Annotated in this window: 4 protein-coding genes and 1 pseudogene; 3 read left to right on the top strand and 2 right to left on the bottom strand. The window is 58.6% G+C overall.

What is annotated here, in order from left to right:
• A pseudogene (locus A3764_RS24355) lies at positions 1 to 150 on the bottom strand (transposase); the annotation flags it as partial.
• A 144-nt stretch (positions 151 to 294) separates the two neighbouring features.
• On the opposite strand from A3764_RS24355, the gene A3764_RS22995 reads away from it, so the two are divergent.
• From A3764_RS22995 to A3764_RS22985, 3 genes are read left to right on the top strand one after another with little or no spacing between them, the layout of a single operon-like run.
• Positions 295 to 1,929 carry a Mu transposase C-terminal domain-containing protein gene (locus tag A3764_RS22995; protein WP_150122431.1) on the top strand — a complete coding sequence of 545 codons (1,635 nt, stop codon included), beginning with the start codon at positions 295 to 297 and terminating at the stop codon, positions 1,927 to 1,929.
• 1 nt (position 1,930) lies between these two features.
• Positions 1,931 to 2,812, top strand: a complete 882-nt coding sequence (locus A3764_RS22990) for a TniB family NTP-binding protein (protein WP_038147410.1) — start codon at positions 1,931 to 1,933, stop codon at positions 2,810 to 2,812.
• Entirely contained in the window at positions 2,809 to 3,600 is a 792-nt protein-coding gene (locus A3764_RS22985; protein WP_067952149.1) for a TniQ family protein, read from the top strand. Before A3764_RS22990 ends, A3764_RS22985 begins: the two co-directional genes overlap by 4 nt.
• A gap of 197 nt (positions 3,601 to 3,797) precedes the next feature.
• Here A3764_RS22985 and A3764_RS22980 read toward each other — a convergent pair.
• Positions 3,798 to 3,998, bottom strand: a 201-nt coding sequence (locus A3764_RS22980) for a flagellar basal body rod C-terminal domain-containing protein (RefSeq protein ID WP_330220558.1), incomplete at its 5' end; no start/stop codon positions are given.

Raw genomic sequence — 3,998 nt, 5'->3', positions numbered from 1 at the left:
TGTCGTAGGCGCCATCAGCCGTAACGCTACCGATTTCCTGGTCCTGCGGGATTTGGTCGAGAAGGTGGGTAGGATGGGCGCATCACCGATGTGGCTCCCGGTGACTTCGACGGCCCGGATCTCCAACGTTTCTTCATCGATCCCAAGGTGTCGCGTAGCCCTTAATTGTGAGATGGGAAATCCAACGAAATCAACGGCTGAGCTTTGCCCTTAAATATGAGATTTTGCCTTTAATTCTGATATTTTTGCCCTTAAACCTGAGACAGGGTTCACAGACATTTGCGGCAAATATCGATGAATGATGATGGCGAAGACTCCGTTGCCGTTGGTGCTGAAGAGGCGCGCAGGGCCGCGGTGCTGCGCCCTCTTGTTCAGGCATATCTCAATGGGACTGGCAGCCTGGAACGTGGCATCAATGACGCCGTTTGGGAGCTTGGTGTCAGCAGGGCGACGGTCTGGCGTTGGATGAAACGGTTGGCGGAAGAGGGTGGGCGCACCAGCGCTCTGGCTCCGCGGAAACGGGGCCGCCCGACCGGGACGATGTTAATATCCAGCAAAGTCGAAGCGGTAATCGAGGAGCACCTTCGCCGCTATTTCTTGCGCCGGGAGCGTTCGAGCTTGTCGCGCGTCGTGACAGAAATCCGCAACGCTTGCTGGCAGGAGGGCTTGCAACCGCCGACACGGCGAACGGTTCAGCGTCGTCTGGATGCGATGGGTGCCCGCGAAGTTGCGAAGGCACGAGAGGGCGCAAAGGCGGCCCGCCAGAAATTTGCGCCGGTCACAGGTGAGAACAAGGCCAGTATGCCACTGGAGATCGTCCAAATTGATCATACACCGGCGGACATCATTCTTGTCGACGGCTTTGAACGCAAACCAATTGGGCGGCCTTGGGTCACGCTGGCGATCGACGTCGCAACGCGGATGGTGACCGGATATTACACCTCTCTCGAGGCACCTTCGCGTCTGTCAGTGGCGCTTTGCCTGACACAGGCGGTGGCCCTCAAGGAGGAACTTCTTGCGGAATTGGCGTGCGATGTTCCTTGGCCGGCACAGGGCAAACCGCACAGCATCCACGTCGATAACGGTCGCGATTTCCGGTCGCGCGCCTTTCGGTCGGCCTGTGCGGATTGGGGGATCGATCTGGTCTATCGACCGCCAGCAAGTCCTCACTTCGGTGGTCACATCGAACGGTTGATCGGCACCATGATGGGGGCCGTTCACCTGTTGCCGGGAACAACGCAATCCTCGATCGCGGCAAAGGGCGACTATGACGCCGAAAGCAAGGCCACGATGACGTTGAGCGAATTCGATCGCTGGTTTGCTCTGGAAATCTGCCGTTACAACAACAGCATTCATTCAAGTCTTGGCTGCACGCCCGTTGCCAAATGGGAGGCGCTCTCAGAGCAAATGACAGGCGACATCCCCTTCGAGATGGAAGCCTTTCAGGTGAGCTTCCTGCCGAGTGAACTGCGCAAGATCAGGCGTGACGGCATCCATCTGTTCCAGATAAGGTACTGGTCCGATGCCCTTGCAGGCCACATTGGGCGCGGGGATGGAAAGGTGGTCGTTCGCTACGATCCTCGCGATATCTCAATGATCTGGGTCGAACTGGACGATGGCCGGTATGTTGAGGCGCGGTACAGAAACCTGGAAATTCCGCCCGTCTCGCTCTGGGAATATCGCGAAGCGATGAGGAAGGCCCGTGCCCTTGGCAAGTCCGGGTCTAATGAGCTGGTGCTGGCTGAGCTGATCCGACAGCAACGCCAGATCGAAGCTGAAAGCCGGGGCCTGACGAAGGCCGAACGCAGAACCCGTGAAAGAAAAGGGACATTGAAGGGCACGAACTCGGCCGTCTCGACAACCGAAGGGCTGCGCCCGATCGATACGGGTGATACATCGCGCCCATTGTTCAAGGTGGAGAGATGGTGAATTGAGGGCAGGGACAACTGAAGAAGACGGCCGGATCGCCCTCATTCAATCGGATATCTGGATCGGCTTTCCTCGGGCGGAACAGGTGTTGGACCGCTTGCAGGGCATGATCGAAGCGCCACGACAAACCCGTATGCCTGGGCTTCTTGTGCATGGCGCCTCCGGGATCGGAAAGACGATGATTGCCCGAAACCTGTCGCGCAAGTACGCACCAGAATACGATCCGGCGTCGGGCATCACCCGCACACCGCTTCTGCTGTTGCAAGCGCCGCCCGCACCTGATGAACGGCGGTTTTACCTGCACATCCTGGCCGCCGTCGGCGCCCCGGCGACGGCTCTTAGCGCCCGCGCTCAAAATGTGGCTTCCCTCGAAGTCCGTGTCATCGCGCTCTTACGCGACCTTGGCCTGCGGATGATCATGATCGACGAGGTCCACAATCTCTTGGCCGGGACCCACCGCGAACAGCGCCGATTTCTCAATGTCCTGCGGTATCTCAGCAATGAACTCGAGGTGTCACTGGTCTGCCTTGGGGTCAGCGAGGCCGTCGATGCTATTCGCGGTGATATCCAGCTTGCCCGACGGCTGGACGAACATCATCTGCCAAACTGGCGCGACGATGCCGAGTTCTCGGACATGATCCAGACCCTTATTGCTGCCATGCCACTGGAAAAGAAGTCCAACCTGAAGGTCAAATCTCTCAAGCAGGTCTTGGCACTGACCGGTGGGGTGACCTCGCGCATCTTCGCTCTGGTCAAGGATCTTTCCATCGACGCCATTATCACAGGCGAGGAATGCATCACCGATGACGCAATCGCAAAATGGACGCCGGTTTGGTCGCGCCATGCGAACCCCCATCGGCGGCTCCAGAAGTCCCGGGTGTGAAGCCGCACCCGCTGCCCAAGACTGTCGCGCCGCTGCCAGACGAGTTGTTGTCAGGTTGGTTGTCTCGGCTGGCGGCGGCCAACTACTGTGATGATGCGGAACTACTGGCTCATCTCAGAATCGATACCGCGCATGGCACCGCCTTGGACTTCAACGTCGACGCGGCTGCGGCGGCGAAGATTGCCAACGCCGCACGGATTAACCCAGATGTTGTTCGATCTTTGACCTTTCCGGCAATGACGCCACGAGAAGCCTCGCTGACGGCTCAGATGCCATTCCAGCATTGCATGCAATGCGCCAGAGAGGGTCTTTCGCTCAGGCATTGGAGGCGGGCCTGGGCATTTGACTGCCAAGTTTGCGGGACGAGACTTGTGCAGACCCTTGGCAAACTCCGTGAGGAACAAATATCTGGAAAACTGATATACCGAGCGCGCCGCGGGGCAGAGATGCTTGAGTGCGCCGCGCGCTCGCGCGGCCCCAAGCAACTTCGGCGCGCAATGCGCGCAGTCACCTTTGCCATGTCACTCAAAACCTTCCGCGGGGATCCGTCGTTCGCTGTCCAGAACCCCAGATCGGAAGTTAGGCTGTTCTGCCTCGCCGCAATCGCCGCCGCTCGATCTCATCCCTTGGCTAAGGCAGCCATCGTCAGCAAAAGCATCGACGACTATGCAAGGGTTGCTCTCTTGCGCGCCTTCGAGAAGGAGCCTCGATTGCTTGCCGCGGTTGATCACATAGCGCAAAGGTGCGCGAGAAACAGGGGCCCCATGACAGCCGTATCTCACAATTAAGGGCAAAAATTGTCGCCGAACGCGTCGCGTCTCAGATTAAAGGGCAACGCGACAGCAATATCCGACTTGGCACGGAGCATCGCAAAGGAGACCAGAGTTTAACCATCAGGTGCCACGGAGGTTGTCATGGAGACCTGGTTAGTCGGCCAGACAGCGACCGCGAACGCCTATTTCTGCCTCTTTTGGCTTAACCCCCGTCAGCGCTTCAGTCTGGTCGTCTCGTCGAGCATCTCGTCGACGGTGGTCACGATCTTGGCGTTCGAGGAATATGCCCGCTGGGTGCTGATCAGGTCGGTGAGTTCCTGAGCCACTTCGACATTCGAACTCTCGAGCGCGCCCGCCGTCAACGATCCCGTGGATCCCTCGCCCGCCTGGTTTAGGCTGAACTTGCCCGAGGA

Origin of the sequence: Sulfitobacter sp. HI0129, assembly GCF_001635395.1 — a bacterium.
GTDB lineage: Bacteria > Pseudomonadota > Alphaproteobacteria > Rhodobacterales > Rhodobacteraceae > Sulfitobacter.
The sequence above is the reverse complement of the archived record's forward strand: the minus strand, read 5'-3'. Positions and strand labels throughout refer to the sequence as shown.